At 66.0% G+C, this 26,968-nt stretch carries 22 protein-coding genes and 2 tRNA genes; 11 read left to right on the plus strand and 13 right to left on the minus strand.

The features are described from left to right. The first annotated feature begins 44 nt into the window (after window positions 1-44). Entirely contained in the window at window positions 45-1,943 is a 1,899-nt protein-coding gene (locus tag RWR81_RS01525; protein ID WP_314453388.1) for a long-chain fatty acid--CoA ligase, read from the plus strand. A 38-nt stretch (window positions 1,944-1,981) separates the two neighbouring features. Here the strand turns inward: RWR81_RS01525 and RWR81_RS01530 are convergent, their stop codons facing one another. From RWR81_RS01530 to RWR81_RS01545, 4 genes are all read right to left on the minus strand, one after another. Next, window positions 1,982-2,338: a chorismate mutase gene (locus RWR81_RS01530; protein ID WP_314453391.1), complete on the minus strand. Its 357-nt coding sequence runs from the start codon at window positions 2,336-2,338 to the stop codon at window positions 1,982-1,984. Further along, window positions 2,335-3,633 (minus strand): ATP-dependent Clp protease ATP-binding subunit ClpX, encoded by a 1,299-nt coding sequence (gene clpX / locus RWR81_RS01535; protein ID WP_314453394.1) that lies wholly within the window; start codon window positions 3,631-3,633, stop codon window positions 2,335-2,337. Before clpX ends, RWR81_RS01530 begins: the two co-directional genes overlap by 4 nt. 219 nt (window positions 3,634-3,852) lie before the next feature. Continuing rightward, window positions 3,853-4,527, minus strand: a complete 675-nt coding sequence (locus RWR81_RS01540) for an ATP-dependent Clp protease proteolytic subunit (RefSeq protein ID WP_314453397.1) — start codon at window positions 4,525-4,527, stop codon at window positions 3,853-3,855. 1 nt (window position 4,528) lies between these two features. Then, the gene (locus RWR81_RS01545) at window positions 4,529-5,167 is read right to left on the minus strand and encodes an ATP-dependent Clp protease proteolytic subunit (RefSeq protein ID WP_314453400.1); all 639 of its coding nucleotides are present in this window, start codon (window positions 5,165-5,167) and stop codon (window positions 4,529-4,531) included. Between the two features lie 473 nt (window positions 5,168-5,640). Between RWR81_RS01545 and RWR81_RS01550 the strand changes: the two genes are divergently transcribed. Continuing rightward, a complete protein-coding gene (locus RWR81_RS01550; RefSeq protein ID WP_314453402.1) occupies window positions 5,641-6,000 on the plus strand; it encodes a cupin domain-containing protein in 360 nt (119 codons plus the stop codon). 509 nt (window positions 6,001-6,509) lie between these two features. Continuing rightward, entirely contained in the window at window positions 6,510-7,643 is a 1,134-nt protein-coding gene (locus RWR81_RS01555) for a glycosyltransferase family 2 protein (RefSeq protein WP_314453405.1), read from the plus strand. Between the two features lie 139 nt (window positions 7,644-7,782). Here the strand turns inward: RWR81_RS01555 and tig are convergent, their stop codons facing one another. The 5 genes from tig to rpmF all read right to left on the minus strand — a co-directional run bounded on the left by tig (window position 7,783) and on the right by rpmF (window position 10,141). Continuing rightward, window positions 7,783-9,159 (minus strand): trigger factor, encoded by a 1,377-nt coding sequence (tig, locus tag RWR81_RS01560; protein WP_314453408.1) that lies wholly within the window; start codon window positions 9,157-9,159, stop codon window positions 7,783-7,785. A gap of 188 nt (window positions 9,160-9,347) precedes the next feature. Beyond that, on the minus strand, window positions 9,348-9,647 hold the full coding sequence (locus RWR81_RS01565; RefSeq protein WP_314453410.1) for an FMN-dependent dehydrogenase: 300 nt from the start codon (window positions 9,645-9,647) through the stop codon (window positions 9,348-9,350). Window positions 9,648-9,748: 101 nt separating this feature from the next. After that, window positions 9,749-9,822, minus strand: a tRNA-Pro gene (locus RWR81_RS01570). 49 nt (window positions 9,823-9,871) lie between these two features. Beyond that, a tRNA-Gly gene (locus tag RWR81_RS01575) sits at window positions 9,872-9,942 on the minus strand. A gap of 34 nt (window positions 9,943-9,976) precedes the next feature. Next, window positions 9,977-10,141, minus strand: coding sequence for a 50S ribosomal protein L32 (gene rpmF, locus RWR81_RS01580; protein WP_003784449.1), 165 nt, complete (start codon window positions 10,139-10,141; stop codon window positions 9,977-9,979). Window positions 10,142-10,298: 157 nt separating this feature from the next. Between rpmF and RWR81_RS01585 the strand changes: the two genes are divergently transcribed. The 3 genes from RWR81_RS01585 (at window position 10,299) to cysE (ending at window position 13,252) form a co-directional block, all read left to right on the plus strand. Further along, entirely contained in the window at window positions 10,299-11,087 is a 789-nt protein-coding gene (locus RWR81_RS01585; RefSeq protein WP_314453413.1) for a YigZ family protein, read from the plus strand. 532 nt (window positions 11,088-11,619) lie between these two features. After that, window positions 11,620-12,549 carry a cysteine synthase A gene (gene cysK, locus RWR81_RS01590; RefSeq protein ID WP_314453416.1) on the plus strand — a complete coding sequence of 310 codons (930 nt, stop codon included), beginning with the start codon at window positions 11,620-11,622 and terminating at the stop codon, window positions 12,547-12,549. Window positions 12,550-12,676: 127 nt separating this feature from the next. Continuing rightward, window positions 12,677-13,252, plus strand: coding sequence for a serine O-acetyltransferase (gene cysE, locus RWR81_RS01595; RefSeq protein WP_314453419.1), 576 nt, complete (start codon window positions 12,677-12,679; stop codon window positions 13,250-13,252). Between the two features lie 94 nt (window positions 13,253-13,346). On the opposite strand, the gene RWR81_RS01600 is transcribed toward cysE, so the two are convergent. Genes RWR81_RS01600 through RWR81_RS01610 form a run of 3 tightly spaced genes read right to left on the minus strand, consistent with a single transcriptional unit; the run spans window position 13,347 to window position 16,237 of the window. Next, window positions 13,347-14,645 carry an alpha/beta fold hydrolase gene (locus tag RWR81_RS01600; protein WP_314453422.1) on the minus strand — a complete coding sequence of 433 codons (1,299 nt, stop codon included), beginning with the start codon at window positions 14,643-14,645 and terminating at the stop codon, window positions 13,347-13,349. A 40-nt stretch (window positions 14,646-14,685) separates the two neighbouring features. After that, entirely contained in the window at window positions 14,686-15,711 is a 1,026-nt protein-coding gene (locus RWR81_RS01605; protein ID WP_314453425.1) for a zinc finger domain-containing protein, read from the minus strand. A gap of 13 nt (window positions 15,712-15,724) precedes the next feature. Continuing rightward, window positions 15,725-16,237: a ribose-5-phosphate isomerase gene (locus tag RWR81_RS01610; RefSeq protein WP_314453428.1), complete on the minus strand. Its 513-nt coding sequence runs from the start codon at window positions 16,235-16,237 to the stop codon at window positions 15,725-15,727. Window positions 16,238-16,334: 97 nt separating this feature from the next. Here RWR81_RS01610 and RWR81_RS01615 point away from each other — a divergent pair, with 97 nt between their 5' ends. The 5 genes from RWR81_RS01615 (at window position 16,335) to pepN (ending at window position 25,348) form a co-directional block, all read left to right on the plus strand. Further along, the gene (locus tag RWR81_RS01615; RefSeq protein WP_314453430.1) at window positions 16,335-18,509 is read left to right on the plus strand and encodes a M13-type metalloendopeptidase; all 2,175 of its coding nucleotides are present in this window, start codon (window positions 16,335-16,337) and stop codon (window positions 18,507-18,509) included. Between the two features lie 178 nt (window positions 18,510-18,687). Then, window positions 18,688-19,674 carry a peptidase gene (locus RWR81_RS01620; RefSeq protein ID WP_314453434.1) on the plus strand — a complete coding sequence of 329 codons (987 nt, stop codon included), beginning with the start codon at window positions 18,688-18,690 and terminating at the stop codon, window positions 19,672-19,674. A 324-nt stretch (window positions 19,675-19,998) separates the two neighbouring features. Next, a complete protein-coding gene (locus RWR81_RS01625) occupies window positions 19,999-20,922 on the plus strand; it encodes an LCP family protein (RefSeq protein WP_399497812.1) in 924 nt (307 codons plus the stop codon). A 220-nt stretch (window positions 20,923-21,142) separates the two neighbouring features. Further along, window positions 21,143-22,564, plus strand: a complete 1,422-nt coding sequence (locus RWR81_RS01630) for an LPXTG cell wall anchor domain-containing protein (protein WP_314453440.1) — start codon at window positions 21,143-21,145, stop codon at window positions 22,562-22,564. Between the two features lie 192 nt (window positions 22,565-22,756). Next, the gene (gene pepN, locus RWR81_RS01635; RefSeq protein ID WP_314453443.1) at window positions 22,757-25,348 is read left to right on the plus strand and encodes an aminopeptidase N; all 2,592 of its coding nucleotides are present in this window, start codon (window positions 22,757-22,759) and stop codon (window positions 25,346-25,348) included. A gap of 105 nt (window positions 25,349-25,453) precedes the next feature. Here pepN and RWR81_RS01640 read toward each other — a convergent pair whose 3' ends face one another. Then, complete coding sequence (locus RWR81_RS01640; RefSeq protein WP_314453447.1) at window positions 25,454-26,959, minus strand: PTS transporter subunit EIIC; 1,506 nt, start codon at window positions 26,957-26,959, stop codon at window positions 25,454-25,456. Window positions 26,960-26,968: the final 9 nt, after the last annotated feature.

Consider the following 26,968-nt stretch of genomic DNA (forward strand, 5'->3'; position numbering starts at 1 on the left):
GGCGCAGCCGCCATCGACCGTTCGAGGCGGGCATACTCTCTACCATGACCGACGTCTCCACATCCCCGGCCGATACAGTCTCCTCCGCCCCTTCCGGGGAGTACGCCACCGAGCCCCTGGTCCCGGTTCACGACGGCATGACGACGCCCTGGGCACTGGCAGAGCGCGCGCGCCGCAATCCCGACGGTGGACTCATCGCCCGCAAGTCCCCATTGGGGCGGCGTTGGCGGGAGATGAGCGCGAGCGCCTTCCGCACCCAGGTACGCGAGGTCGCCGCGGGACTCGTGGCTAAGGGGCTCGAGCCCGGCGATGCCATCGGCATCATGTCGCACACCTCGTATGAGTGGACACTACTGGACTTCGCCGCCTGGGAGGCGGGCCTGGTGGTGGTTCCCGTCTACGAGACCTCCTCAGCCGAACAGGCCCAGTGGATTCTCTCCGATGCCGGCGTGAGGCTCATCGTCGTGGAGAACGAGGCCATGGCCTCCATGGTCGGCGCGTTGACCTCCACCGTGCCCGAGCTGGCGGACCTGCAGGTCCTGTGCGTGGAGCGCGAGGACGTCCTTGGGCTCATCGAGGCGGGCCGCGGCGTGGACCCCGGAAAGCTCGACCGGCGCAGCGCGGCCCTGACCTCACAGTCCCCGGCCACCATCGTCTACACCTCCGGCACGACGGGCCGTCCTAAGGGCGTCGAGCTCAGCCACGGCAACCTCGTGCACCTGTGCGTCAACGTCTGCCCGCACGTGCCCGAGGTCTTGGGCGGGGCCGAGGTCCGCTTTCTGCTGTTCCTGCCGCTGGCCCATGTGCTCGGCCGGTTCGTGGAGATCGCGATCGTGTGCTCACGCTCGGGCGTACTGGGCCACGTGCCCGACGTGCGTAATCTCGTCAACGACCTGGGCTCCTTCCAGCCCAGCGCGGTCCTGGCCGTGCCTCGCGTCTTCGAGAAGATCTACAACGCCGCTGACGCCAAGACGACCGGAGCCAGGCAGAAGGTCTTCCGTCTGGCGGCCAAGACCGCGATCGCCTACTCACGAGCCCTGGACACTCCCGAGGGCCCCTCTCGCAGACTGAGGGCCCAGCGCGCGGCCTTCGACCGATTCGTCTTCTCCGCCTTGCGCTCCGTCCTGGGTGGACGAGTCACCCACGTGATCTCCGGGGGCGGACCACTGGGCGAGCGCCTGGGGCACTTCTACCGCGGTGCCGGCGTGACCGTCCTGGAGGGTTACGGTCTGACCGAGACCATGGGTCCGTGCACCGTGAACCTGCCCGGCGCCACCCGGATCGGCACCGTCGGCACACCGCTCCCGGGCTGTGCGGTCAGGCTGGGTGCGGATGGGGAGATCATGGTTCGGGGTATCGGCACCTTCACCGGGTACCACAACAACCCGGGCGCCACCGCCGAGGCCTTCACCGACGACGGGTGGCTGCGTACCGGAGATATCGGCTCCTTCGAGAGCGCCGAGGGGTTCTTGCGCATCACCGGGCGCAAGAAGGAGCTCATCGTGACCGCCGGCGGCAAGAACGTCGCCCCGGCGCCGCTGGAGAACCGGCTGCGGGGGCACCCGCTGGTCAGCCAGGTGCTCGTGGTGGGTGATAACCGGCCCTGCGTCGGGGCGCTCGTCACCCTGGATGCCGAGATGCTGCCACTGTGGCTGTCCTCCCACGGACTGGAGGAGATGAGCGTCGTCGACGCTTCCCGGGACCCGCGGGTGCGTGCGGCGCTGGAACGGGCGGTGGCGCGCACCAATGAGGCGGTCTCCCGAGCAGAGTCGATCCGTACCTTCGAGGTGCTGTCCACGGACTTCACGGTGGCCAACGGCCTGCTCACGCCTTCGCTCAAGGTGCGCCGCGCCGAGGCGGAGAAGCGCTTCGCCGCCGAGATCGACGCACTCTACATGCGCACACCGCTCGTACCCAGCGCCGCGACACCATTGCAGGACTGAAAAGACCGACGACGGGGCGCGCACTCCCGAGCAACGGGCTAGACGGTTGCATTCGCCGGCGTCGGCAATCCCGCTTTCCGGACGCGTTCGGTCTCATGTCCACCGCGGATCTCCTCGTGGTGCTGGATGACCTCGGCGACGATGAAGGCGAAGAACTTCTCGGCGAAGACCGGATCGAGGCCGGACTCCTCCGCCAGAGCCCGCAGGCGCGCCACCTGCTCACGCTCGCGCCCGGGATCGGCCGGCGGCAGATCCAACTCGGCCTTGAGGAGGCCCACCTGCTGGGTGCAGCGGAAACGCTCGGCCAGAAGATGGACGAGGGCGGCGTCAAGGTTGTCAATGGTGGCGCGATAGACGGCCAGCTGCGGAGGAACTCCGGTCCGGCCCGCGCTCATGCGGTCCGGCTCCGCTCCCCCACTTTGGTGGTCGAGCTGAGTGTTCCCGATCCTGCCTGGTAGCGGGGTCTTCCAGTACCTCTGACAGCATCGGCGTCAACGACGACGCGCCCGACCTCGGGAAGAGAGGGAACCTCGAACATAGCCTGTCCCAGAACCTCCTCCACGATGGAGGTCAGTCCGCGGGCGCCGGTCTTACGCTCAAGGGCGAGGGAAGCCACCGCCTCAATGGCGGCATCGGTCAGCTCGAGCTCGACACCGTCGAGGCTGAAGAGGTACTGGTACTGGGATACCAGGGCGTTCTTGGGCTCGGTCATGACACGCACGAGCTCGCTCACCCCCAGGTCCTGAACGGTGGCGATGACGGGCAGACGACCGATGAACTCCGGGATGAGACCGAACTTGTGAAGATCCTCGGGACGCACCGGTGTGGTGAAGACGTCCTTGGAGCCCGGACCGGCAAGCTGCGCGCCGAAGCCCACCATCTGGGCTCCGGACTCCTTGCGCCGCCGATGGCGCACGATCTCCTCGATCCCGGCGAAGGCTCCGGCGGCGATGAAGAGGATGTTGGTGGTGTCGATCTCCAGGAATTCCTGGTGGGGGTGCTTACGTCCACCGCCCGGAGGTACGGAGGCCGTGGTGCCCTCGATGATCTTGAGCAGCGCCTGCTGCACACCCTCGCCCGAGACGTCGCGGGTGATGGAGGGGTTCTCCGCCTTACGACCGATCTTGTCGATCTCGTCGATGTAGATGATGCCCTTCTCGGCGCGCTTGACGTCGCCGTCTGCGGCCTGAATGAGCTTGAGGAGGATGTTCTCCACGTCCTCGCCCACGTAACCGGCCTCAGTCAGGGCCGTGGCGTCGACGATGGCGAAAGGGACGTCGAGGAGTCGGGCCAGGGTCCGGGCCAGGTGGGTCTTACCGGTTCCGGTGGGCCCCAGCAGGAGGATATTGGACTTGCCCAGTTCCAGACCGTCGCCCTCGGCCACGGAGCGCTCCTTGACCTGGACACGCTTGTAGTGGTTGTAAACCGCTACGCTCATGGCTCGTTTAGCGGCCTCCTGGCCGATGACGTACTGGTTGAGGAAGTCGAAGATCTCCCGAGGTTTGGGCAGCTCAAGAGGGACGCCGGCATTGGACTCGCCCAGCTCCTCGTCGACGATCTCGTTGCACAACTCAATGCACTCGTCGCAGATGTAGACACCGGGCCCGGCGATGAGTTTCTTGACCTGCTTCTGGCTCTTGCCGCAGAAGGAGCACTTGAGCAGATCCACACTCTCAGCGTTACGTGCCACCGTTTCCTCCAGATTCGTCATCAGTCCCCGTGCCAGGGCGGGCCTCGCGCCAGCCTACGGGCTGGCAGGGCGGGCTCGCCGAGGACATGGGCGGCGTGTCCAGTCCGCAATATGCCATGTCGCACATCATGCTGCCAGCGTTTTGGCTACTCCTTTTCACCGTCCGCACGGTCAGCGCCCTCGCCGGAAACCGGCTGGAGCGCCGACCGTGCGCACAACTCAGGAGGAGTGCGGAGAAGCAGGCGCCTTACGGGAGGTGAGCACCTGATCCACGATCCCATAGTCCTTGGCGGCCGCGGCCGTCAGAATCTTGTCGCGCTCAAGGTCGGCGTGGATCCCGGCGCGGTCCCGACCGGTGTGCGCGGCCAGCGTGTCCTCGAGCCAGGCGCGCATGCGATCGATCTCATCGGCAACGATCTCGATGTCACTGGCCTGCCCCTGCATGCCCTCCATTGCAGGCTGATGAATGAGGACCCGCGCATTGGGCAGGGCCAGGCGCTTGCCCGGGCTACCTGCCGCCAGCAGCACGGCGGCAGCGGAGGCGGCCTGCCCCAGACAGACGGTCTGCACCTGTGGCTTGATGTACTGCATGGTGTCGTAGATGGCCGTCAGCGCCGTGAAGGAGCCGCCGGGACTGTTGATGTACATGGTGATGAGGCCGTCGGGGTCCTGGGACTCCAGGACCAGGAGCTGGGCCATGATGTCGTCGGCCGAGGCGTCGTCGACCTGGACCCCCATGAAGACGATGCGGTCCTCGAAGAGCTTGGCGTAGGGGTCCTGGCGCTTGAAGCCGTAGGCGGTGCGCTCCTCGAACTGGGGCAGCACGTAGCGGGCCTGCGGCATGGCGCCGACCTGACGGGCAACGGCCTCGAAGTAGGGCTGGGACGAGGACATGTCAGTTGCCTCCGTTCTGCTTGCCGATCTCCCGGCTGGAGCGCACGATGTGGTCGACGAAGCCGTACTCAAGGGCCTCTTGAGCCGAGAACCAGTGGTCGCGGTCGGAGTCGGCAATGATCTCCTCCACTGTGTGCCCGGTGTTGGCCGCTGTAATCTCCGCCAGCTCCTGCTTCATCTTGATGATGAGATCGGCGTTGATGCGGATGTCCGTGGCTGAGCCGCCGGCACCGCCGGAGGGCTGGTGCATGAGCACACGGGCGTGCGGGGTGAGGTAGCGTTTGCCCTTGGCGCCCGCCGACAGCAGGTGCTGCCCCATGGAGGCCGCGAGCCCGGTGGCCACGGTGGCGACATCGGGCTGGACGTACTGCATGGTGTCGTAGATGGCCATGCCTGCGGTGACCGAACCGCCGGGGCTGTTGATGTAGAGGTAGATGTCCCGCTCAGGATCCTCGGCAGCCAGAAGCAGCATCTGCGCGCAGATGGCGTTGGCGTTGTCATCGCGCACCTCGGAACCGAGCCAGATGATACGTTCCTTGAGGAGGCGGTTGTAAATGGAGTCGGTCAGCCCCAGACCTGCACCGTCGGTGTCGGCTGCCTGGGGCGGGGCGACCGCAGCGGGTGTGTAGAGCTCGCTCACGTCAGTCCTCTCATGTTCGGTATCGCCAACGCTAACGCGACGCCCCCGGCCAGCATGCCCGCCATCGCACCCTTTTCGCCCACGGCGCAGGTGCACCGGCCGAGAGAGGATCCACGTTGAGCATCCCCCGCGATCACGGCGTCCTCCCCGACGGTCAGCACCCCGGCGGATCACACCCCTCGGTCGCGTCGCAGGTACTGTCTGCTCTGACGGTCGTCACGGGCCGCCCGTCAGGGCCACAGCGATGGCGATGCTCCTGAGCACCCTGCCAGGACTCGGCACACAGGTCCAACGAACGTGCGCGGGACCCGAAAGACGGCTGTTGCCCACGCCTTTGTCTGCACCTTGTTCGTCACGACGACCGCGCCGACGCCGGCGCTCGGGACGCCATCACCTCATGGCATGGTCGGCTCAGCCCTTACAACCTTCACAGTCCTCATCACCCAGAATCACCCAGCACCGAAGGAGAACACATGTCCCCCGCTGCCAGCACCCCGTCCACTGAGTCCCTGTTCCGGCTCGGCCTCAACGCCGCACTCCCCATCTCCGAGGAGGCCACGACCTCACGGGTCGTCGTCAACAACGACATCCTGCGCACCGTCATCTTCACTTTCGACGCCGGTCAGGTCCTCACCGAGCACTCCTCCCCCCGGGCAGTGATCGTCACGCTCCTGGAGGGTGAGATGGACTTCTCCATCGGCGAGCGCACCGAGAGGATGGAGGTCGGGGACGTCATCTACCTGGCACCCGGTGACCGTCACGCTCTGACGGCCGTGACACCGTGCCGCATGCAGCTGGTGATGGTCGACGTCGACAAGGCCGCCACGGAGTAAGGCCTCACCCATGAACAAGGCCGCCACGGAGTAAGGCCTCACCCATGAACAAGACCACCCATCGATGAGTCGGCCCTCATCGCGAGGGGTGGGGATAGCGGAGCGCCGAATGTTCCACCATCCCCACCCCTCGTCCTCGTGCGAGCCCTGACGATGTCCGCCAGGCCAAGGCTCTCAGTGCAGCGTTCTCCAGCATCAGAGCAGTGACTCGTGACCAGAGCACCCCATGTAGTGACATGCCCCACCCAGGATGAAGGACAATACCGGCACGGTAAGACATCTCACGTGACTCTCCTGGTTAATTAAACCAACCAAGGGTTAGATTATGTATGGCCGAGGTCCTATTGCGCCTCGCCACTCAACGCCACCAGTCCCTCACATTCATTTTATCCTTCAACACTTTCCACTCCTCTCAACCGATACACCCTCAGCCTGCCGACACCACCCAGTAAGGGGTTACTAGTGTTCAGCGAGCCCGCACAATTCCACGCACCAGAGAGGACCACCACATGATCATTATTACTCTTCTGGTGGGAATCCTGTTCTGGATCGGGATCGATATATGGGCCGGCATCACGTCGAAGTGGTATAAGGCAGTGGAAGTGGACCCGAGCGCTGTCACAGACGACTTCAGCGTGCTCGTGCCGATCTACGGCAACGTCAAGTACCTTCAGAACGCGGACTATCTGCGCCCCTACGGAAACCGAGTGGTCCTATGCACGACCTCCGGCGAATCCGAGCAATTCTATCGAGATCTTGAAGATATCGCCATTTGCTACGGATTCGTGATCTTCCGCAGCGAGTACATTCCTCGCAAGGTGGGACGCAAACGAAGCACCTCCGGCATTACTCGGGACACAGTTGTTCGAGACGCATTACTGGCCGCCCCGCTCAACTCCTATATTGTCTGCCTCGACGCCGACACGACGGCAAAGGAGCCACTGACCCACATCGTCGGAGCGCTCGTGGCCAACAAGGCCGACTTCGCCTCGGTTACCATTGTCCCTCAGAAAAGGGGCCCCTTTATCGTCCAGATGCAGCGCCACGAGTACGTGGTCTCCATGCGCGCCCGTAGAATTATGCCATGGCTGCTCAGTGGCGCTCTTCATATCGGTAAGACCGATGTCATGCGCCAGATCATGGCCCGCCACTCGTTGTTCTTCCAAGGCAACGATATTGAGTCCGGCATTATCGGCGACGCCTTGGGCTACAAGGCCGTCCACGTTCTTGCCCATGTCAACACCAACGCTCCGGATACGTTGTACTCCTGGTGGCGCCAACGGATTGCATGGAGTGGAGGTTCCTTCCGACTCTTCATCATCAACTTCAGATTCGGCTTCCATCACCCCTTCTTGTGGTTGTACAGCGGAATTGTGGTCATCAGTATGTTCATCCTCAGGTGGATTGCGGTCGCTTCTCCTGGTTGGACGCTCCTGCTTGCGCTGTTCATCTACTACGCAGCTATCGTCTGGCTTCACTGGGACCATGGGAACAAGTGGCTCATCTTCCAGCCTTTCTACTGCCTCTTCGTGAGCCTCATCGTGGTTCCCATCGGGGTGGCCTACTACTTCAAGATGGCAATTCCGGAGCGTAACTTCGGCGTCATTCGTCCCAGGCGCAAAGAGCTGGTGACCGCGAGCTGAGTTCGATTCCGCAGCTGCCCGGTAACAGCATCTGGGCGGCACACAGATCGGCGGGCCCCTTCTCGTAAGAAGGCGGGCCCGCCGATGGTTCCCCTGTACTCCGGGACAGTGTCAACTCGCTGCGCAGCCGACTGTCAGCTCACTCATCGTCACTCTCGGCAGAGTCGGTGCTCTCCTCGTCGGAAGCCTCGGCGGCTGCGACGGCAGCAGCCTCTGCAGCCGCTGCGGCATCGTCCTCGTCGGAGCCGATGTAGGCCGACAGGTCGACGGCCTCGCCCTTGGAGTCCACGACCTTGGCCTGACGCAGGGCCATGGCCAGCGACTTGTTACGGGCGACCTCGGAGACGAAGGCTGGGATCTGGCCGGCCTGTTGGGCTCCCTGAAGGAACTGGGCGGGCTCCATACCGTACTGCTGAGCGGTCTGGAAGAGGAACTCGAGGAGCTCGTCCTGAGCCACGCCGACCTTGAGGTCCTCGGCCAGGACGTCGAGGATGATCTGGTCACGCACGCCGGTGACGATGTCGTCCCGGATCTCCTTGGCGTGCTCCTCGTCGCTCTCTTTGCCCTCGGCCTGGAGGTGCTGGGCGATCTCAGCCTCGACAACGGCCTCAGGGACGTCGAAGGAGACCTCGCTGCGCAGCTGCTCGAGCAGGGCGTCACGGGCGGCGACGGCCTGTTCCCCGGTCTTACGCTCGGTGACCTGCTTGATGAGGTCCTCGCGCAGCTCCTCGACGGTGTCGAACTCGGAGGCGAGCTGGGCGAACTCGTCATCGACCTTGGGCAGCTCGCGCTGCTTGACGGCCGTGGCGGTCACGGTGACCTCAGCCTTCTCACCTGCGTGCTCACCGCCGGCCAGCTCAGTGGTGAAGGTCGCGGACTCGTCGGTCTTGAGGCCACGCAGCGCGGTGTCCAAGCCCTTGAGCATGTTGCCCTTGCCGATCTCGTAGGAGACACCGGAGATGGAGTCGACCTCCTCGCCGTCGATGACGGCCTTGAGGTCAATGGTGACGAAGTCACCGGTCTTGGCCTTGCGCCCCACGGACTTCAGGGAACCGAAACGGGCGCGCAGGTTGTCCAGCTCGGTGTCGACGTCCTCGTCGGTGACCTCGACGGCGTCCACGGTCAGCTCGGTCTTGCTCAGGTCGGGCAGCTCGATGACGGGGCGAACGGTGACCTCGGCAGTGAAGGCAAGCTGGCCACCGTTCTCACCGGTGGCGTTGGGCAGCTCGACGACGTCGACCTCGGGCTGGAGCATGGGGACCCGCTCGGCCTCGGTGATGGCGTCCCGGTAGAAGTCGGAGAGCTTGTTGTTGACAGCCTCCTGGATGACGGCGCCGCGGCCGACCCGTTGGTCAATGACGCGGTTGGGTACGTGACCACGACGGAAGCCGGGAACCTGAATCTGGGAGCCGATCTCCTTGTAGGCAGCATCAAGGCTGGGCTTGAGCTCCTCATAGGGGACCTCGACGGTCAGCTTGATACGACTGGGGTCAAGATTCTCGACAGTGGTCTTCACGGGGGTTGCTCCCAAGGTCTGAGTTCTGCGGTAACACCGAAGCGTTCGGTAGTGTTCGGCGGACGCGCGTCTGTGGCGTCAATCCGTGCCATCTTAGGGCAAACGGGCAGTCGGATCGATGATGCATCCTCTCCTGACGCATGACTCTGGACACAGGGTCGAGAGCCGTCATGCTCAGTCGCGGCCAGTCACGAGCCCAGCTCCAGCGGCACGCTCCTGCCTGCGCGGACGCAGGCCGGCCATGCCTGCTCGACCTGGGCGACCTTCCTGACCTCATCGACGACGATCGCGTGCACCTCGCGGGCCTCGGCATCGTCGACACTCGTGAAACGGACTGTCACTCGGGGCCGGCCGCGCACGATACCGATCTGGAACGACTCCAGAACGGTCATCCGCCTCACGGCCTCACGGGCGGCGGACTCGACGTCCTCCGACGCATGTCCCGGCTTGAGCACGGTCACCGTGAGAATAGATCGGTACGAGGGCATGCACCCAGCGTAGAGCCACGCGGGGTCACGCTACGGTCGCGGCTCACCCGTCCGACGTCGGCACGAGTCCACAGCGCATCATTGCCCCACAGGACGAAGAGTCGGGCTGGCGGGATTTGAACCCGCGACCCCCTGCTCCCAAAGCAGGTGCGCTACCAAACTGCGCCACAGCCCGTGACGTGATGAAAGGGGCCGCCGAGGAGGCGGCCCCTTTCGGCTCACAGAGCGGGTGACGGGAATCGAACCCGCGCAATCTGCTTGGAAGGCAGAGGCTCTACCATTGAGCTACACCCGCATGGATGAAGGGTTATCGCCCTCCACCGGCAGCCTCACTGCTCGATGAGGCCCTCCTTGTAGGCCCGCGCCAGACGACGGGGCACGGAGATCTCGCGGCCCTGGACGCGGATGGTGTTGAGCTCGGTGAGCTTCGCCTTCCACTGTGAGCGGCGGTTGCGGGTGTTGCTGCGGGACATCTTCCGCTTCGGCACTGCCATGGGCCCGCTCCTCTCTCATAAACCACTAGGGATTCAGGTGACCCCTCGAAACTGGACCGAGGGACACCATAACGACATTCGCGCGACTGCTTCCAGTCCAGGACCGCCCCATTGCGTGTGACATCGGTCCCGCGCCTCCACATGCGAGGATCTTCCCATGGCCTCGCGCGCTTCTCAGACACCGTCCGACCAGTCATCTCAGGGACCGGGTGTCCCGGGACTTCTCACGCTGACTCGTGGCGAGCAGCCCGAGACCGACCTGGAGATCAAGAGGTCGCACTTCCTGGCGCGCGCCTGCCGTACCGACTCCATGGAAGAGGCCCGTGAGTTCATCGCCCGCGTACGCTCCTCCTACCCCGATGCCCGCCACCACTGCTCGGCGACAACAATCACCGACCTCTCTCAGCCCGATGCCCTGTCGGCCTCCTACCAGCCCACTGAGCGCTCCAATGACGACGGCGAGCCCTCCGGTACGGCGGGACAGCCCATGCTCGACGTGCTGCGTGGAACAGGTCTGACCAACACGACTGTCGTCGTCACCCGTTACTTCGGCGGGACGCTTCTGGGAACCGGCGGACTGGTGCGGGCATACTCGGAGGCCACGGCCCAGGCGTTGGAACAGGCATCGCGCGCCCTGCTGACCAGGCTCCATCTGTGGGACCTACGAGTGCCGGTCGCCCAGGCCGGCAGGATCGAGGCGGAACTGCGCTCCCGAGATCGAACCGTGTCGGCAGGACCGACCGAGGCCGATGGCACCTCCAAGGACGAGCCGGTCATCCACGTCGAGGAGACGATCTGGGGGCCGACCCACGCCGTCCTGGTGCTGGCCACGTCCTGCGCCGACCCCTCAGCCCTGCAAGCACCACTGGCCGCCCTGACCCGGGGCGAGGGGACCGCCGATCCCGCGGGGAGCCGTCTGGTCGAGCTGCCGGCGGTCACGGACTGAGACTCCTGAGCCACAAGCACAGCATGACTGCGCGCGATCAGGATGCGACTCAGGCGTATGACCGAGTGTGGCGATCACCGCCGTAGACGGGGTAAGGTTCTGGCAATGACCGAGGCACCAGAACCTCGGGGGAGCTGCACGAGCAGCTCAGACACAGTTGAGAGACCAAACGGCGCAGCCAGTCGCCTTCAGGACAGGAGGACCCGTGATGGCCATGACCGTCATGCGTGCCACGCCTCCTGCGTTGCTCCCGGCGTTCTGTATGCCTGTGCGTTGCTGCTGCCGGTGTCGGTAGAGCGCCAGGCCACGACATCTGTGCGCGTACCGCTGCGCGCATGCCCGGCGCTCCCGGAGCAGGCGGTCACCCCTGCTGTTCTCAGCCACATGACGCAACGTGGCCACTCTTGACGGACGCGGACCGTCCCCCTTCTCTGTTATCCAGAGTTCTCGCGCTCAACGCCGCCCTCGCCGTTGCCAGGCCGGAACCGGAGCCGAGGAGCTCGATCAACCCGCAACCCCAAAGGACATCACTATGACCTACGCACCCGACGCAACCGCTCTGGTCGGCAACACCCCCCTGGTCCGTATCAACCGCGTCACCGATGGCGCCCCCGCCACCGTCCTGGCCAAGGTCGAGGCCTTCGAGCCTGCATCTTCCGTCAAGGACCGCATCGCCCTGTCCATCGTTCGCGCCGCGGAGGAGTCCGGCGCTCTCAAGCCCGGTGGCACCATCGTGGAGGCGACCTCCGGGAACACCGGCGTCGGCCTGGCCATGGTGGGAGCGGCCCTGGGCTACAAGGTCATCATCACCATGCCTGAGACCATGTCCAAGGAGCGACGGGCCATCATGCGCGCCTTCGGCGCCGAGCTGGTGCTGACTACCGAGGGCGGTGTGGCCGGTGCGGTCAAGCGCGCCGAGGAGATCCAGGGGGCCATCCCCAACTCGATCCTGGCCTCCCAGTTCACGAATCCCGCCAACCCCAAGGTCCACCGCGAGACCACGGCCCGGGAGATCCTGGAGCAGACAGGAGGCGACATCGACGTCTTCGTGGCTGGAATCGGTACCGGAGGCACACTGACCGGTGTGGGCCAGGTGCTGCGTCAGGAGAAGCCGGGAGTGAAGATCTACGGCGTCGAGCCCTCCGAGTCCCCGCTGCTGAGCGAGGGGCAGGCCGCTCCCCACAAGATCCAAGGCCTGGGGCCCAACGTGGTTCCCGAGATCCTCGACCAGGGAATCTGGGACGAACTGCTCCACATCGAGTCCGACGTCGCCATCACCTACGCACGCCGCGCCGCCGCGGAGGAGGGCCTCCTCGTGGGCATCTCCTCAGGCGCCGCCTTGGCCGCCGCCGGTGAGCTGGCCAGGCGTCCTGAGTTCGAGGGCAAGACGATCGTCACCGTCCTGCCAGACACCGGTGAGCGTTACCTGTCCACGCCTCTGTACAAGGACTACCTCGACTGACGGCCCCGACGGCGGCGAACCTGGGAACAGGCGAGCCGCCGTCGGTGTTGTCACCGGCGCAGCGGGTGAGGTGACGGCTCAGTAGACCGATCTGGGCCGCACCGTCACCCCGTCAGAGGAGCACACCATGCACAACTCCCACAGGTCCCTGCTGGACCTGGCCCGCGAGGACCTGGCCACGGCCCGCAGACGCGATCCCGCCGCACGCTCCAACGTGGAGGTGGCACTCCTCTACCCGGGTGTCCACGCACTGTGGGCCCACCGGGCAGCCCACAAGCTGTGGCACAAGGGGCACCGGTTCGCCGCGCGAGCCTTGTCCCAGGCCGCCCGCAACCTCACCGGCATCGAGATCCACCCGGCCGCCAAGATCGGTGAGCGCTTCTTCATCGACCACGGCATGGGCGTAGTCATCGGCGAGACCGCCGAGGTCGGCAATGACGTCCTCATGTTCCACGGGGTAACCCTGGGCGGGGTGTCCATGAACCCCGGCAAGCGTCACCCCACGATCGGCAACGATGTCCAGATCGGCGCCGGCGCCAAGGTCCTGGGGCCGGTCGTCGTCGAGGACGGGGCCAAGGTCGGAGCCAACGCGGTCCTGGTGAAGAACCTGCCGACGGGGCACGTCGCGGTGGGCGTGCCCAGCCGGGCCCGAGACCCTCGCACTGACCCCGAGCTCATGATGGACCCGACCATCTACATCTGAGCTACCTCTCAGCGACCCGGCGACCGCCTCACGCCGTCCCTCGAGTACTCCGGCATGCCCCTGGATCGCCCGTTGAGCGCACCCATGCACCCGATCAGCGGGCGATCACTCCGGTGGCCAGGTCACGCAGGCGGTTGAAGACCCGGCCGCCGGAGGCGCGCGAGCCGTCGTGCTCATACTCGCTGGTGATCCAGGTGCGCAGGCCGGGGATGAGCGCGGCCGTCTCCAGGGAGGTGGTCATCGGCACGAACACGTCACAGGCATAGACGGCCGCCGCCCCGGGGGTCGTCGTGGAGCTGAGGCGAGCCGGGTCGTAGAGTGCCGGCCACTCGTGCGCGGCCAGGAGGTCAGCCACCTCCAGCCAGGGGCGCAGACCAGCATCCTCGACGAAGACCTCACGGCGCACATGCTCGCCCGTCAGCAGGGTGGGATCGTCGTCGAAGACGGCGGGACGCACGCGTTGGGCGGCCCAGTCAGTGGTGCCGGTGTCGGCCCAGCAGGACTCGTGGATGACGGCGTAGAGCGGGAACCTGCCGCCGAAGGGCAGGCACTGCCCCAGGTCGTAACGGAATGCCCAGGAGTCGGGGTCGCGCTCGAGGAGGTAGTGGATCGTGTCCGCTCCCCCGGCTCCACCCAGCAGGGCGCCGAGCGAGCGCAGGCGCTCAGGTCCGACGAGGTCCCCGCCTGCCGTCCTCAACTCGCCCCGACCGGCCTTCTCAGCCAGGCGCGCCATCCGGTCGCGGTCCTGCGGGTAGCGGGCGTAGTACTCCTCGCTCTTGGCCCGCATCGTTTCGTAACTGAGGGTGTAGACCTCGTCGATGCTGTGCCCGACGGCGGGAAGGCCACCGGTGATGTAGACAGTCTCGAGGCTCTGGGCGTGCTCCGAGAGGTAACGAGTGACGCAGAATCCTCCGAAGGACTGGCCCAGCAGGCTCCAGCGCTCCAGGCCCAGGGCCCGACGCAGGTCCTCACAGTCCTCGACGATCTCGTCGGCGCGCAGGTGGGTGAGCAGCCGGGCGGTGGCCGCGCTCGAGCCGGCAACGTCCGGGCGGTCCACCGGGCTGGAGGCGCCGGTGCCACGCTGGTCGATGAGGATGAGCCGATAGTGCTCCAGGATCGCACCGATCCAGCCCAGGCCGGCATCGGCACTGGGCCGGGGCGCCTCGCAGCCCGGCCCGCCCTGGAGGAAGACCAGTGGAGGCCGGGAGAGCGGGTCGACGACCGCGGCTGAGATCTCACGGGCGTAGACGGTGATGGAGTCCGTCCCGTCCGGGGCCGGGTCCTCCTGCCCACTGCGGTCCAGGGGAACGGTCAGACAGTGGTCCCGGGTCAGCAGGCCGGCAGTCGAGGAGGACCAGCTCGAGGAGTGCAGGGCGGGAGAGGCGTTCGACATGCCGCCACCTTACTGGCGCTCGGCGGGACTCCAGCAGGATTCAGCGGGCCTGGCAGGTCGGGCACCAGAAGAGGCGACGGGCCGCCACCTCCCGCTCCGCCACCGGGGTCCCGCAGCGCAGGCAGGGACGGCCGGTGCGGTGGTAGACGTACCACCGGCCGGCCTCGGGGTCGTCGGGCGGCAGGGGGTCGGGGACGTCGTCGAGGTCGACGGTGGTGATGAAGCCGGTGGCCACCCCGTACTCCATGAGGGGGCGCAGGTCCTCCCAGACGGCCCGCAGCCGCTCCTCGCTGATGCGGTTACCCGCTCGGAAGGGCGAGACCCCGACCCGGAAGAGGGTCTCGGCCCGGTAGATGTTGCCGGCCCCGGAGATGACGGACTGGTCCATGAGGAGCTCCCCGATGCTCTTGCGCCGCGAGCGGGCCTTGGCCACGAAGACCTCCGGGTCGGCGTCGGCACGCAGCGGATCCGGGCCGAGGCGGCGGCGTACGGCGGCCACGCCCTCGGCGTCCAGCAGCTCGCAGGCCGCCGGCCCGGTCAGGTCGGCCACCCCGTGCTCGCCGAGCAATCGCAGTCGCACCGCACCACGCGGCTCGGGCGGCTTCCACTCGTCGGGAGCCGGGCCATGCTGACGAAGGACATCGGCGCCCCCATCGTTCCGCTGAGCGTCGTCGGCACCAGCAGCACCGCCGTTCAGCCCGGTCAGGGCTGAGCCCCCTCCTCCCTTGAGGGCGTGCTCGCCACGTTCACCCACGCGTCTGCGGGGCGCGCCGATGGCGTGGGGCGCGATGAACTCGCGGTCGCCGTCGAAGGTCCACGAACCGTAGAGACCCAGGTGAATCCGCAGCCAGGTGACACTGGGGTCGTCGTGTGACATGTCGGCGTGGGAACCGAAGGGAAGAAAGAGGTGCTTGCCGTGGGCCTGGCTGCCCAGAAGCGCCTGGCCGTCCAAACGCCCGGCCCCCTCGGCGAAACGCCCCTGCGGGGAGGAGACGTGCAGGTTCTGTCCACCGTAGAGCTCGCCCAGGGCAGCGGCGAGCCGGTGGATGGTGTGGCCCTCCGGCATACGGCGACCCCGGTCAGACCCCGGTAGGGGTGATGGTGGGGGCGCCGGAGGGGCCTCCGGCGGGAGCGGCGCCGTCGTGGGTACGCATTTCGTAGTCGGTGAGCTGGGTAATGCGGCGCACATGACGCTCGTCTCCGCTGAAGGGCTCGCTGAGGAAGGCGTCAATGATCGCCAGTCCCGCTCCCAGGTCGTGCATGCGCCCACCCAGGGCGACGACGTTGGCGTTGTTGTGCTGGCGAGCCAGCCGGGCGGTCTCGATCGACCAGGCCAGAGCCGCGCGTACCCCGTCAACCTTGTTGGCGGCGATCTGCTCCCCGTTGCCACTCCCCCCGAGAACGATGCCGAGGCTTCCGGCGTCGGCCACCACGGCCTCCCCACAGGCCAGACAGAAGGCAGGGTAGTCGTCATCCGGGTCGTAGGAGTGGGCTCCATGGTCGATGACGTCGTGCCCCTCCTCCCGCAGATGCTCGATCACAGCGCCCTTGAGCTCGAAGCCGGCGTGGTCGGAGGCGATATGGATACGCATGGACAGGATTGTGCCTCACGCGAACAGCGCTCCGCACCAGGAGAGCATGAGCGTTGTCAGGACACCGACGGGGCCGAGCCGAGTTAGCGTGTTCGTCATGACTGACGCCTCGCCGATTCCCACCGACCCTTCCTCCGACTCACCATCACGCCCCCCCGCATGGCTGGACACCGCTACTGAGACCACACACCCGGTTCTCGCCGGCGTCCTGGAGACGGCCACAAGCGATTCCTCGATCCGGCCCCAGGATGACCTGTTCCGCTTCGTCAACGGCGGGTGGCTCGCCACCGCGGAGATCCCGGCGGATCGCCCCAGCAGCGGTGCCTTCACCGTGCTGCGCGACGAGGCCGAGGCCGCCTGCCGCCGGATCGTCGAGGAGCTTGCCGAGGACTTCTCCTCCGTCGCGCCCGAGGGAACCTCGGAGGCCCTGGCCACCAACCGGGGCCGAGTCGGCGCCCTCTACGAGGCCTTCATGGACGAGGCCCACCTGGAGGAGCTCGGGGCCGAGCCTCTGGCTGAGGAGCTGGCGCCGGTGCTGGATGCCTCCTCCAAGGAGGAGCTGGCCCGAGCGCTGGGAGCGATGATGCCCATCGGTTTCATGGGCGTGGTCGGTGCGGATGTCGAGGTCGACATCAACGATCCGGAGCGCTACACGAGCTGGATCGGCCAGTCAGGGCTGGGGCTGCCGGACGAGTCCTACTACCGCGAGGCGGCTCAGGCCCCACTGCGCCAGGCCTACGTGGCGCACATGGCCAGAATGCTGGCGCTGGCGGGCCTGGCGGAGTCCTTCGGCTCCTCCGATGAGGACCTCGCCGAGCGGATCATGGCCGTGGAGACCGCTCTGGCCAAGGGCCACTGGGACCGCGTCGCCTGCCGTGACGTGGAGAAGATGAATAACCCGATGTCCTGGCAGGAGATCGTGGACTCGGCGCCCGACCTGCCCTGGCACGAGTGGCGCGAGGGGATTCGCGCGGCCGCCCGAACCGCCGGTATCGAGCAGACCTCCTTCCTCGACGAGGCCATCGTCACCCAGCCCGACTACCTCCCCCACGCGGCCGGAGTATGGCAGGAGACCGACCTGGAGGACCTCAAGGCATGGGCGGCCTGGCACGTCGTTCACGGACGCGCCACCCTGCTGTCACGCGCCTTCGTGGAGGAGAACTTCAACTTCTACGGCCGCACGCTCCAGGGGACTGACGAACTGCGACCCCGATGGAAGCGCGGTGTCGGCCTGGTGGAGTCCTGCCTGGGTGAGGCGCTGGGCGAGATCTACGTGGAGCGGCACTTCCCGCCGTCGCACAAGTCGATGATGGAGGCCCTGGTGGGCCGACTCATCGAGGCCTACCGCCAGTCCATCTCCTCACTGGAGTGGATGAGTCCGGCCACACGGGAACGCGCCCTGGAGAAGCTGGCGCTGTTCACCCCCAAGATCGGCTACCCGGTGCGCTGGCGCGACTACTCCGCCGTCGAGGTAGTCCCGGGGGATGTCCTGGCCTCGGTGCGCAGCGTGGAGCAGGCCGATACGGCCTACTCGCTGAGCAAGTTGACCAAGCCGGTGGACCGCGACGAATGGCACATGACCCCGCAGACGGTCAACGCCTACTACAACCCCGCCATGAACGAGATCGTCTTTCCCGCTGCGATCCTTCAGCCGCCCTTCTTCGACCCGCAGGCCGACGACGCCGTGAACTACGCAGGGATCGGCGCCGTCATCGGCCACGAGATCGGCCACGGCTTCGATGACCAGGGCTCCACCTTCGACGGCACCGGGAAGGTCAGCGACTGGTGGACCCAGGAGGACCGAGAGGCCTTCTCCGAGCGCACGAGCGCGCTCATCAGCCAGTACGACGCCTACACGCCGGAGGTCGTCATCGCCAAGCACGGGGCCGCGGGCACGGCGGAGGCGGAGATCCCGCACGTCAACGGCGCTCTGACCATCGGGGAGAACATCGGCGACCTGGGTGGTCTGGGCATCGCCCTCAAGGCCTATTCCTTGGCCCTGGCCGACGCCGGCATCTCCTCGGTGGATGAAGCACCGGTCATCGACGGACTCACCGGCCTGCAGCGCTTCTTCTACTCCTGGGCAAGAATCTGGCGCTCCAAGAGCCGCCCGGACTACGCCGAACTCCTCCTGACCGTCGACCCGCACTCGCCGGCGGAGTTCCGGTGTAACGGAATCGTTCGCAATGTGGACGCCTTCTACAAGGCCTTCGATGTCACGTCCGATGACGCCCTGTGGTTGGCGCCCGACAAACGCGTGTCCATCTGGTGAAGCTCAAAGAAATAGTCCTTTTTTTCCAGTGAGGGGAATCACGACGAAATCACAGCATGGTGACATCTCCGTCACGAAAAGCAATGGAACCTACTCCTGTTCAACGCTATGGTGGATAACGACGCGGTGACGCCCGATTCACCGGTTGGCACGTATCCCCGTACACCTAGGAGTACTCATGCGTCTTGGACGCCCCCTGGCCGCCGCGAGCGTTATGGCCGCCGCAGTCGGCGCCTCCCTGGCCACCTCCCCCGCCCTGGCCGACGACGCTTTCAAGTTCGCTGACGACCAGCCCAACATCGTCAACCCTTCGGACACCGCCTTCGAGGTCTCCGGAACCGGCTGCACCGGCCAAGACGCCGCCGTCGGTATTGCTCTCTACGCCCCCGACGGCACCATGTCCTCCATCGTGAAGGCGGACACCACAGACGACGGCAGTTGGTCCGCGACGTTGAACCTGCCCGAACTCATCAAGTCGACAGGCATTGAGGCCAAGTCTGACGGCTCGACCGACGGCTGGACCATTAGCGCCGGTTGTGTCTCCTACGGCGAGGAGCACGGACAGGTCCAGACGGTCATCGCCTTCGACAACACCGACGTGACCGGCGGCTACGAGATCAGCACCGATGAGAACGGCGCCCAGACCTTCACGATCAACGCCACCGGCTTCTCCGCCAACGAGGAGGTCACCATCACCCTGATCGGCAAGGATGACCCCTCCGTCACCTACCCGGTTGGCAAGCTGACCGCCGACGCCGAGGGCAAGGTGCACGGCTCCCTGCCCGCTCCGTCCGGCGTGCCCGACGGCCAGTACCTACTGACCCTTGAGGGCAACCGTTACGGCGAGTCCGCCACGAGCCGGAAGGTCATCACTGTCAAGGACGGCGCCTTCGACTTCGCCGAGCACAACAACGACGGCACCAGTGACAACGGCCTCGGCGGCAATTCTGACGACACCACCGATGCCACTCCACGGGCAGCCGCCCCCAGCGGTGGAGGCGACGCAACCGTCTCGGTCAAAACTGGAGCCACCCAGGCAGCCGCCCCAACCTCCAACAAGCCACTTGCCCACACCGGTGCCAACGGGTTGCTCTTCGGCGGAATCGCAGTCGCCCTCGTGGCCATCGGCGGTGGCGTCCTGATCGCGCGTCGCCGCAAGGCCTGACGGCACTTCCCAGGGTGACTGAGTCACCTTCTCCCCAAGGGGAGGCGGCACTACTGAGGTGCCGCCTCCCCTTGCGATTCTATGGAATCGCAGGCACTACACAGCAGGCAAAGACCGCACGTGGCTCCAGGACGTCCCCCGGAGTCGGTTACTGAGGCCATGGACTTCACCTCCGATAACGAGCGCACCAGCATTTCCGCAGCCGAGAACGCGGAAGGCGCCGCCGAAGGCACCCCGCCCCGCCCCCGGTGGACTCACCGCCGCCAATCCCTGAGGCAGTGGTCACGACGTCGAAAGATCGTCGTTGCACTGATCACCGTGACGATGACCGCCTGCCTCGCAGTAGGGGCCGATGCAGCCGTCCTGGCCCACCGCCCCGCGCGTGTCGACATCGCAATGCCCTCCACGTCCTCCGCGGCAGCAGGCGAGACCTGGCTCATCCTGGGAACAGACTCCCGCACCACCGTACCGGGTGAGCAGAGCCGATACGGAACCGCTCAGGAGGTGGAGGGGTCACGGGCCGATGTGATCGCCCTGGTACGCCCCTCCGACTCCGGAGTCACGATCATCAACCTGCCCAGAGACCTCACCATCAACAGCAGAGGCATGGAGCTGGACCGCCTGGCCACCACCTACGTCCCCGGACCGCAGAACACAGTCAACGCCCTGTGCACCGGGCTCGGGGTTCCGACCACCCATCTCATCACCATCGACATGGCCCAGTTCGCCGACATCATCGACTCGCTGGGAGGTATCGACGTGGATGTCCCCGAACCGGTGCGGGACGCCTACACCGGCTTGAACATCACCTCCGCCGGCCCTCACAGGCTCACAGGAATCGACGCCCTCGCCCTGGTCCGCTCCCGCCATCCGGAGATCCTGAACAATGGGACCTGGGTGTCGATGAGCGAGGCCGACGGCGCACGGCGACGCAGCGAATCCACCGCCACGGTGATGCGGGCGGCTCTGTCCGCCATCAGTCAACGCTCCAGCAACCCTCTGGAGCTCCACCGACTGGCGCACACCATCGCCGGAAACATCACCCTTGACTCAGACACCGGTCTCAGCGACCTGGCAGCGCTGGGACGCAGTGCCTCGAAGTCCGAGAAGACCGGCTCCACCACGCTCGTCGACCTTCCGACAGGGCCTCGGGACGACTCCATCATCGTCTCCCCCAGCCAGGAGTCACGCGATCTGCTGGCCCGCCACGGATACACCCCCAAGAGCTGTCACCCCACGGGCTCCTGAGCATGCCGCATTACTACCAGAAGAATGATGCGAAATCGCAATATTTTTGACCTCACCCCACTAAAATACAGGTTTCTCACGTGAGTGATGACACTCAGAGAAGTGCTCGGCATCACGCTTCAGTCAAGCATCCTCCACTTTTTCCTCGCTACGGTAGATACGAACCGGTGAAGAAGCGGATCATCGGCAGCCATCCTTCCCCGTAGACCTAGGAGGACACATGCGTCTTGGACGCCCCCTGGCCGCAGCAAGCGCAGTGGCGGCAATGGCCGGAGCCTCTCTCATTGCCTCACCGGCTCTCGCCAGCGACTCCAATGGAAGCAGCACCGACAGCCCGAGCAGCTCCAGTGAGAGCAGCGCCACCAGTGAGAGCAGCGCCAGCAGCAGCCCCGGCGAAAGCACCGCAAGCCCCACCAGCTCCGACGCGGCCGACTCAGGCAGCGGCTTCAGGATCATTCAGAAGAGGACGTTCGCCTCCGCCAGCACCAACACATCCTTCACCGTCTCCGGGACCGACTGCACGGGACGGCAGGCCACCGTCGACATCGCGCTCTATGCACCGGACGGCGGCGTTTCCGACGTCGTCAAGACCGAGGCGGCCTCGGATGGCACCTGGTCGACCGACGTGGACATAGCGTCACTCATCAAGTCCATCGGCTCGAGCATCGCACCCGGCACCGACGGGTGGACTATCGGTGCGAGCTGTACGACTTACGGCGACCAGACCGACACGACTCCGGTGACGAACCGGCAGCAGGCACCGATCTTCTTCGACGACACCCGCATCACCGGCTCCTACGAGGTCTCTGCCGCGTCGGAGGGAGGTTCTCAGACCTTCTCCTTCAACGCGCAGGGGTTCTACGCCGGCGAGAAAGTCAGCGTCGTCCTCAAGAACAAGAACGATGCAGATATCCAGTACGCCCTCGGCGAGCTGACGGTCGATACCAGCGGCAGTCTCCTGGGCGCGCTACCCGCCCCAGCCGATGCGGCCGACGGAGAGTACCTGCTGGTTCTCACCGGCTCCCATCACGACGAGACGGCCGCAAGTCAGACCCTGACCACCGTCTCGAACCGTGTCTTCACTATCAATGACGACGGCAACGCCGGGAGCAAGGCCGACGCCGGCAGCGAGACGGGGAACTCCTCCACCGGCGAGCCGCGGACCACCGAGCCCAGCGCCACCGCCACCCAGGACGACGGCAACGCCGGGAGCAAGGCCGACGCCGGCAGCGAGACGGGGAACTCCTCCACCGGCGAGCCGCGGACCACCGAGCCCAGCAAAACCAGTGATAACCCGGGTGGTGGTGACCATGCCGACCGCGGACACCAGGCCTCCGGTGGTCTGGGCCCCACCGAGAGTCCCGAGCACCCCACCGCCGGCCACGGGAGCACTGCGAACAGCAACGCGGGTAGTAACAACGATGATCCGGGTAAGAAAGCTGAGACAGGTCAGAGGGCCGACAGCCAGGGACGTGACGGAAGCCCGGGAGGGAAAGAGTCCTCTTCTCGCCCGAAGGCTGCCGACAACGGCAAGGCGCTGGCACATACCGGAGCGAACAGCCTGATCTTCGGCGGCATCGCGGCGCTGTTCGTAGTCGTCGGAGGAGGCGTCCTGCTCCTACGTCGCCGCAGCAAGAACTGAGCCCCCACTCTTCACAACTCATAAAGTATCCCGATACACCGGGACCGTCCCAGTCGCCGGGGAGACGACACATATGTGTCGTCTCCCCGGCGACATCATGCGCTACAAGCGATCCTTCCAGGACGAGCCGGAGGTGAGACAATCGCCTGACCCCATGAGCCGCAAGCACCGCCCTTTCAGACAGGAGTTCTTATGCCCGGTCAGAACCTGACTCGTCTCGAGGCCGCAGAGCGCAGTACGACAGTGCGCACCCAGACCTATGACGTCGTCCTCGATCTCACGCGTGGTGAGACAGTCTTCGGCTCATCCACCACCGTGCGGTTCTCCGCCACACCGGGGTCCTCCACGTTCATCGACCTGATCGCTTCCACTGTCCACTCCATCTCCCTCAACGGGCACGCCCTCGACCCGGCTGAGGTCTATGCGGACTCGCGCATCACCCTGACGGAGCTGGCCGCCGACAACGAGCTGGTCGTCGTTGCTGACTGCGCCTACATGCACACCGGAGAGGGACTGCACCGTTTCACTGACCCGGCCGACGGCGAGACCTACCTTTACAGCCAGTTCGAGGTACCCGACTCCCGGCGGGTGTTCGCCGTCTTCGAGCAGCCGGACCTCAAGGCCTCCTTCGCCTTCACCGTCACCGCTCCGTCGAGCTGGACGGTGCTGTCCAACTCCCCCACGCCCGAGCCGACTCCCGCTGAGGCCTCCGACGGCTCGAGTGACGCCCACACCTTCGCATTCGCCCCCACGAAGCCGATGAGCTCCTACGTCACGGCGATCGTCGCGGGTCCCTACGTGGGAGCCATCGATGAGTATGTGGCGAGTGACGGGCGTACTGTTCCCCTGGGTGTCTACTGCCGCAAGAGCCTGGTCGAGCACATGGACTCAGCAGAGATCCTGGACCTGACCAAGAGGGGCTTCGCCTACTACGAGAACCTGTTCGCAACGCCCTACGCCTTCACCAAGTACGACCAGATCTTCGTGCCCGAGTTCAACGCCGGGGCTATGGAGAACGCAGGCTGCGTCACCCACCGTGACGACTACATCTTCCGCTCTCGGCCCGTCGAGGCCCGCGTCGAGCGAAGGGCCGTGACCATCCTGCACGAGCTGGCCCACATGTGGTTCGGCGACATGGTCACCATGACCTGGTGGAACGACCTGTGGCTCAACGAGTCCTTCGCCGAGTACACCTCCACCCTGGCTACCGCTGAGATCACCCGGTGGGACCAGGCCTGGACGACCTTCCAGGCCCTGGAGAAGGGCTGGGCCTACAACCAGGACCAGCTCAGCTCCACTCACCCGGTGGCCGCCGAGATCAACGACCTCCACGATGTCGAGGTCAACTTCGACGGCATCACCTACGCCAAGGGGGCCTCCGTCCTGGCCGCCCTCGTGGGCTATGTGGGCAGGGAGAACTTCTTCGCCGGCATCCAGCGATACCTGGCGGCACATGCCTACTCCAACGCCGAGCTGGGTGACCTGCTCCGGGAGCTGGAGGCGGTCTCAGGCCGTGACTTGAGCTCCTGGACCCGTCTGTGGCTCCAGGAGGCCGGGGTGACGACCCTGCGCCTGGAAGTCGTCACCGACGCCGACGGCGTCATCACCCAGGCGGCCGTCCGTCAGGAGATCCCGGCCGACTCGCCAGCATCGCTGCGCCCGCACCGGGTGGCGATCGGCTCCTACGGCTCGACCGGCCCGGGCGCCGAGGCGCGGCTGGAGCGCACCAACCGCATCGAGCTCGATGTCGACGGCGAGCTGACACGAGTCCCCGAGCTGGTCGGCACCAAGCGGGCGGATGTCCTCGTCCTCAACGATGACGACCTCACCTACGCCAAGGTCCGCCTCGACGAGGCGTCCCTATCCCACGGGCTCACGCATATCGAGGTCTTCGCCGAGTCCCTGCCGCGCTCGATCGTCCTGGCCTCGGCCTGGGACATGGTGCGCGACGGCGAGCTCGCCGCCTCCCATTTCCTGAAGGCGGCACTGCAGGCGCTGGACGTCGAGGAGCACTCCTCGGTCATCCAAGGTCTCCTAGGACGGATCACCACCTGCTTGTCGGCCTTCCTGCCCCCTGCCGTGCGCCGAGAACTCGCGCCTGGCATCGCTGACCGCCTACTGGAACTGGCCCGGGCGGCCCAGACCGGAAGCGACAAGCAGCTTCAGCTCGTACGCGCCCTGGCCGCCCACGCAGTGACCGGTGAGCAGCTCGACGTCGTCGCAGGCCTTCTGGAGGGGACCAAGACTCTTAGCGGACTCGACATCGACCAGGACCTGCGTTGGGACCTGCTGATCGGATTGGTGGCCGCCGGCCGCAGCGGGGAGGAGCAGATCCGTGCCGAGGAAGCGCGGGACCGCACAACCACGGGACGGGAGCGCGCCGCCGAGGCCCGTGCCGCCATCCCGACGCCAGAGGCGAAGCAGGCAACCTGGCGAGCGCTCATCGATGACGCCTCCATGCCCAATGAGACCCAGGTTCGGGTGCTGCGAGGCCTGACCAATGTCGAACGCCGGCCCGAGTTGCTGGTTCCCTTCGTGGGGGAGTATGTGGAGGCCATCGACTCCGTGTGGTCCTCTCGCACCTTCCACATGGCGGAGAACCTGCTGACTGGCCTGTGGTCCTGCGCCACGGTAGGCCTGGACGGGGTGGACCCGGCTGCCGCTCTGGAGGGCTGGTTGGAGTCCCACGCCCAGGCGCCGGCGGCCCTGCGGCGGATCGTGCGTGAGAACCTCGACGACACCCGACGTGTGGCCAGGGCTCAGGCGACTGAGACCAGCGAGTAGTCGCATCGGGAGCTCGCCCGAAGCGGGATCGAGAGACGGACTGGCTGGGGCCGGGCACATGATGTGCCCGGCCCCAGCCAGGTGAGTGATGGTTGTCAGAACCGCTCAGCGCTGGCGCGTCTCCTCGGTCTTCTTGCCCGTGGACTTGGCGGCGGCCGCCTGTGCGGCGGCGAAGGCGTCGACGTCATCGTCCTCACGACCCGGAGTCTTGAAGTCGAACCTGGTGATGAGGAAACGGAAGAGGAAGTAGTAGATGACGGCATAGACCAGCCCCATGATGACGATCATGAGCGGGCCTTGGAGCACACCGCCGGAGAGCTCGGAGGACTTGCCGAAGTTGAGCAGGTAGTCGATAGCCCCGGCGGAGAAGGAGAAGCCGTCCTTCGCACCCAGAAGGTTGGCGATCGCCAGGGAGGACCCGGTCAGCACCGCGTGGACGGCGTAGATCGGGAAGGCCACGTAGGCGAAGGCGTACTCGAGGGGCTCGGTGATTCCGGTGATGAAGGCGGTCAGGGCAACCGAGATCATAAGGGCGCCGGTCACCTTGCGCTTGGCGGTCTTGGCGGTGTGCCAAATGGCAAGCGCGGCGGCGGGAAGGGCGAACATCATGATCGGGAAGAATCCGGTCATGAAGCTCCCGGTCCACGAGTTCGAGCCGTCAACCCCTTGGAAGAAACAGGTGAGGTCGCCGTGTGCAGTACCTCCGGAGGCCGTCTGGCAGGATCCGAGCTGGAACCAGGGCACGGAGTTGAGCAGGTGGTGCAGGCCGAAGGGGATGAGCAGTCGGTTGACCGTGCCGAAGACGAAGACAGCCAGGGCTCCGGCGATGCCCTTGGAGTTTCCGGCGTTGATGAGCCAGCCGCCGAGCTGCTCGTTGATGAGCCAGTTGAAGGCCGGGTAAAGCGCCGACATGACCAGGGCGATGATGAGCGCCGCACCGGAGGTGATGATCGGGACAAAGCGGCGTCCTCCGAAGAAGGCGAGCCAGTCGGGCAGCTTGACGCGGTAATACCGCTGCCAGAGCAGGGCAGCGACGACGCCGATGACGATTCCACCCAGGACTCCGTAGTTGATGGGTGTCTGGGTGGGGATGTCGCAGATCTTGATGCCCTGGTTCCAGGGACCCACCTGAGTGATCTTCCCCTTTGCGGGGTCGAAGGCGTGCAGGCAGTCGAGGGCATCCTGAGTCAGAGGGGCGGGCTTGCCCATGACGATGGGAGACATGGCCCAGGTGACCGCGCGGTAGACGAGGAAGCCGAACAGGCCGGCCACTCCTGTTGAGCCGTCGGCCTTCTTAGCGAATCCCACAGCGACGCCGACGGCGAAGATGAGGGGCAGGTTGTCGAAGACCGCTCCGCCGGCCGCGGCGAAAATGTCTGCGACGGGTTGCAGCCAGGACAGGTTCTTGGCCAGACCATCGGCCCCCAGCATGTCCGCCTGCCCCAGACGCAGCAGCAGACCCGCCGCAGGGAGAGTGGCGATAGGTAGCATCAGCGATCGCCCCAGCCGCTGAGCGAGCGCGAAGGCGCTGCCCGTCTTCTTCTTGTCTGACACGATGTTCTCCAGTTCGGGATCGAGCGGCTTCACTGCCGCCTCAGGGATAGTCACCATGACGGTGGT

The sequence above is a fragment of the uncultured Actinomyces sp. genome (assembly GCF_963526355.1).
In the GTDB taxonomy this organism is placed as follows: Bacteria; Actinomycetota; Actinomycetes; order Actinomycetales; family Actinomycetaceae; genus Actinomyces.

Bases quoted from the DNA above. Each gene is read 5' to 3' on its own strand.
- RWR81_RS01525 (WP_314453388.1), top strand. From the start codon at position 45: ATGACCGACGTCTCCACATCCCCGGCCGATACAGTCTCCTCCGCCCCT.
- RWR81_RS01530 (WP_314453391.1), bottom strand. From the start codon at position 2,338: ATGAGCGCGGGCCGGACCGGAGTTCCTCCGCAGCTGGCCGTCTATCGC.
- RWR81_RS01540 (WP_314453397.1), bottom strand. From the start codon at position 4,527: ATGTCCTCGTCCCAGCCCTACTTCGAGGCCGTTGCCCGTCAGGTCGGC.
- RWR81_RS01550 (WP_314453402.1), top strand. From the start codon at position 5,641: ATGTCCCCCGCTGCCAGCACCCCGTCCACTGAGTCCCTGTTCCGGCTC.
- RWR81_RS01555 (WP_314453405.1), top strand. From the start codon at position 6,510: ATGATCATTATTACTCTTCTGGTGGGAATCCTGTTCTGGATCGGGATC.
- RWR81_RS01565 (WP_314453410.1), bottom strand. From the start codon at position 9,647: ATGCCCTCGTACCGATCTATTCTCACGGTGACCGTGCTCAAGCCGGGA.
- rpmF (WP_003784449.1), bottom strand. From the start codon at position 10,141: ATGGCAGTGCCGAAGCGGAAGATGTCCCGCAGCAACACCCGCAACCGC.
- RWR81_RS01585 (WP_314453413.1), top strand. From the start codon at position 10,299: ATGGCCTCGCGCGCTTCTCAGACACCGTCCGACCAGTCATCTCAGGGA.
- cysK (WP_314453416.1), top strand. From the start codon at position 11,620: ATGACCTACGCACCCGACGCAACCGCTCTGGTCGGCAACACCCCCCTG.
- cysE (WP_314453419.1), top strand. From the start codon at position 12,677: ATGCACAACTCCCACAGGTCCCTGCTGGACCTGGCCCGCGAGGACCTG.
- RWR81_RS01600 (WP_314453422.1), bottom strand. From the start codon at position 14,645: ATGTCGAACGCCTCTCCCGCCCTGCACTCCTCGAGCTGGTCCTCCTCG.
- RWR81_RS01605 (WP_314453425.1), bottom strand. From the start codon at position 15,711: ATGCCGGAGGGCCACACCATCCACCGGCTCGCCGCTGCCCTGGGCGAG.
- RWR81_RS01610 (WP_314453428.1), bottom strand. From the start codon at position 16,237: ATGCGTATCCATATCGCCTCCGACCACGCCGGCTTCGAGCTCAAGGGC.
- RWR81_RS01615 (WP_314453430.1), top strand. From the start codon at position 16,335: ATGACTGACGCCTCGCCGATTCCCACCGACCCTTCCTCCGACTCACCA.
- RWR81_RS01620 (WP_314453434.1), top strand. From the start codon at position 18,688: ATGCGTCTTGGACGCCCCCTGGCCGCCGCGAGCGTTATGGCCGCCGCA.
- RWR81_RS01625 (WP_399497812.1), top strand. From the start codon at position 19,999: ATGACCGCCTGCCTCGCAGTAGGGGCCGATGCAGCCGTCCTGGCCCAC.
- RWR81_RS01630 (WP_314453440.1), top strand. From the start codon at position 21,143: ATGCGTCTTGGACGCCCCCTGGCCGCAGCAAGCGCAGTGGCGGCAATG.
- pepN (WP_314453443.1), top strand. From the start codon at position 22,757: ATGCCCGGTCAGAACCTGACTCGTCTCGAGGCCGCAGAGCGCAGTACG.
- RWR81_RS01640 (WP_314453447.1), bottom strand. From the start codon at position 26,959: ATGGTGACTATCCCTGAGGCGGCAGTGAAGCCGCTCGATCCCGAACTG.